The organism is Albidovulum sp., from assembly GCF_049646345.1.
Lineage (GTDB): Bacteria > Pseudomonadota > Alphaproteobacteria > Rhodobacterales > Rhodobacteraceae > Albidovulum.
Genome location: NZ_JBARVQ010000405.1, coordinates 1 through 2,552, shown reverse-complemented (window position 1 = coordinate 2,552; position 2,552 = coordinate 1). Strand labels below are relative to the sequence as shown.

General features: G+C 60.5%; 3 protein-coding genes and 1 pseudogene. All 4 read left to right on the top strand.

Translation table 11 applies throughout. The annotated features are described in order from the left end of the window. On the top strand, positions 1-397 hold a 397-nt coding region (locus tag WBB85_RS09940), incomplete at its 5' end, for a DnaJ C-terminal domain-containing protein (protein WP_432638461.1). Positions 398-507: 110 nt separating this feature from the next. Beyond that, entirely contained in the window at positions 508-1,269 is a 762-nt protein-coding gene (gene radC / locus WBB85_RS09935; RefSeq protein ID WP_432638460.1) for a RadC family protein, read from the top strand. Between the two features lie 245 nt (positions 1,270-1,514). Next, positions 1,515-2,168: a protein-L-isoaspartate O-methyltransferase family protein gene (locus WBB85_RS09930; RefSeq protein ID WP_432638459.1), complete on the top strand. Its 654-nt coding sequence runs from the start codon at positions 1,515-1,517 to the stop codon at positions 2,166-2,168. A 41-nt stretch (positions 2,169-2,209) separates the two neighbouring features. Further along, positions 2,210-2,552: pseudogene (locus WBB85_RS09925) on the top strand (TolC family outer membrane protein); the annotation flags it as partial.

Sequence of the window (2,552 nt, the reverse complement as noted above, 5' to 3'; positions counted from 1 at the left end):
GGGTGATCTTTATATCTTCATCGAGGTCCGCGAACACGCGCTCTTTCAGCGCGACGGGGTGAACCTCTATTGCCGGGTGCCGGTGTCGATGACGGCGGCCGCCCTCGGCGGCGATGTCGAGGTGCCGACGATCGACGGCGGGCGGTCCAAGGTGAAGGTTCCCGGGGGCACCCAGACCGGCAAGCAGATGCGCCTGCGCGGCAAGGGCATGCCCGCGCTTCGCGGCGGTGGCATCGGCGATATGCTGATCGAGGTTGCGGTGGAAACACCGGTGAACCTGACCGGACGGCAAAAGGAACTGCTGCGTGAATTCGAACAGCTCAGCAAGGACAACAACCCTGAAGGTTCGTCCTTCTTCTCCAAGGTGAAGAATTTCTGGGACGGGATGAAAGGGTAAGGTGGGTTTAAACCCACCTTACATTTGCCGCCCCTACAGTAAGGTGGGTTTAAACCCACCTTACGACGGTCGTTAATCCTTCCTTCACCATGCCGCGCGACCCTTGAGCCATGTGCCCGAGTCGCGCCTTTCATGAAGCCCCTCTGCCGCTCTTTTCGGGCGATGAGGCTGCTGAGGTTGCGCTGACACCCGGTCGGTTGCCGTCTTACATCAAGGATCACCGGCAACGCCTGCGTGCCCGCTTCATGGATGGTGGCGCGCAGGCCTTGCCCGACTACGAACTCCTCGAACTCATCCTCTTTCGGGCCATTCCCCGTCAGGATGTAAAGCCGCTGGCACGGCGGCTTCTCGACCGGTTCGGCGATTTCAACCGGGTCCTGTCGGCCCCACAGCACAGGCTGGTCGAAGTCGATGGCGTAGGCGATGCGGTCGTACAGGAACTCAAGATCATCGAAGCTGCCGCCCACCGGCTGGCGCGGGCAAAAGTGATGAACCGGGCGGTTCTCTCCTCATGGGATGCGCTCCTCGACTATTGCCGCACCTCGATGGCGCATCGCGAAACCGAACAGTTCCGTATCCTCTTTCTTGACCGCAAGAATGTGCTGATCGCGGATGAGGAACAGGCACGCGGCACGGTCGATCATGTGCCGGTTTACCCACGCGAGGTTGTAAAGCGGGCACTCGAACTGAATGCCAGTGCCCTGATCCTTGTCCACAATCACCCGTCCGGCGACCCGACCCCGTCCGAGCAGGACATCACCGTCACCAGCCAGGTTCAGGACGCGGCCGGGGTCATGGGGATTGCGCTCCACGATCACCTTATCATCGGGAAATCCCGTGATGTGAGCTTTCGGGAACAGGGATATCTCTGACCCGTTTCGCGACTTCCTCGAGACACCAGGAAATTTTGAAACGCATTCAACATCAAAGCGTTGTATGCGTTTCTGGCAGAATCGGCACTTCAGGTTTGACACCAAACACTCTGGCCGGGACAGCCCTGCATGATCGCGCTGCCGTTTTCGGCGATACCCCGCACGCGGCGTCCTGCCCCGTTGCTACCCCCTTCGTTCTGTGGCAAGACATTGCCAGTCAGATATCAGACCGAAGAGTTCAGCAAATGGCCGATTTCGCTGCCCGTCGCACGATGATGGTGGATACACAGGTCCGCCCCAACGACGTGACCAAATTCCCGATCATCGACGCCATGCTGAGCGTGCCGCGTGAGGAATTCGTTCCCGCCCCGCAGCGTGAAGCGGCCTATGTCGGCGGCAATACGGAAATCGGCGGCGGGCGTGTCATGCTCGAAGCACGGACGCTTGCAAAGATGCTCGATGCGCTCGACCTGCAGGCCGGTGAGCTGGTCCTCGATATCGGCTGCGGCTATGGCTATTCGGCCGCGGTAATTGCCCGCATGGTCGAAGCCGTCGTGGCGGTCGAAGAGGATGCGACGCTTGTTCAGCAGGCCGAAAGCCGACTGGCCGATGCCGGTGCCGACAACGTTGCGGTGATCGAAGGGACATTGGCCGAGGGGGCCGCCAAACATGGTCCCTATGACGCAATCACCATCGAGGGGGCAGCCGAAACCGTCCCACAGCCCATACTCGACCAGTTGAAGGAAGGCGGACGCATCGCTTGCCTGTTCATGGAGAACGGCCTTGGCCTTTGCCGCATCGGCCATAAATCCGATGGTCGGGTGACTTGGCGCTTTGCGTTCAACGCATCGGCGCCGGTCCTTCCGGGCTTTGCGACAGAACGCGTATTCACATTGTGACCCGCCAATCGGCGGTCAGACATCAGGAACCGGCGGGAAAGATGATGAAAACACGAGGTCTTGCATCAAGGGTCCTGCTCTCGGCAGGGGCTTTTGCGCTCAGTCTGGCCTTCAGCGCCCCGGCACGTGCCGAAACGCTCGCCGATGCGCTTGTCTCGGCCTACAAGACCTCCAATCTCATCGAACAAAACCGCGCCGTGCTCAGGGCCACGGATGAAGACGTGGCAAGCGCCGTTGCGCGTCTGCGGCCGGTGCTGGAATGGGTGGCGAATGTCAATCTGACCGATGCACCGTTCCGTCAGGACCTGTCGACCTCTCTGGCCCTGCAGGGGCAGGTTCTGCTGGCGGATTTCGGACGGTCGAAGATCGATATCGAGATTGCAG

What these genes read in the sequence shown, in the direction of transcription:
- radC (WP_432638460.1), top strand. Translation starts at nt 508, where the DNA reads ATGTGCCCGAGTCGCGCCTTTCATGAAGCCCCTCTGCCGCTCTTTTCG.
- WBB85_RS09930 (WP_432638459.1), top strand. Translation starts at nt 1,515, where the DNA reads ATGGCCGATTTCGCTGCCCGTCGCACGATGATGGTGGATACACAGGTC.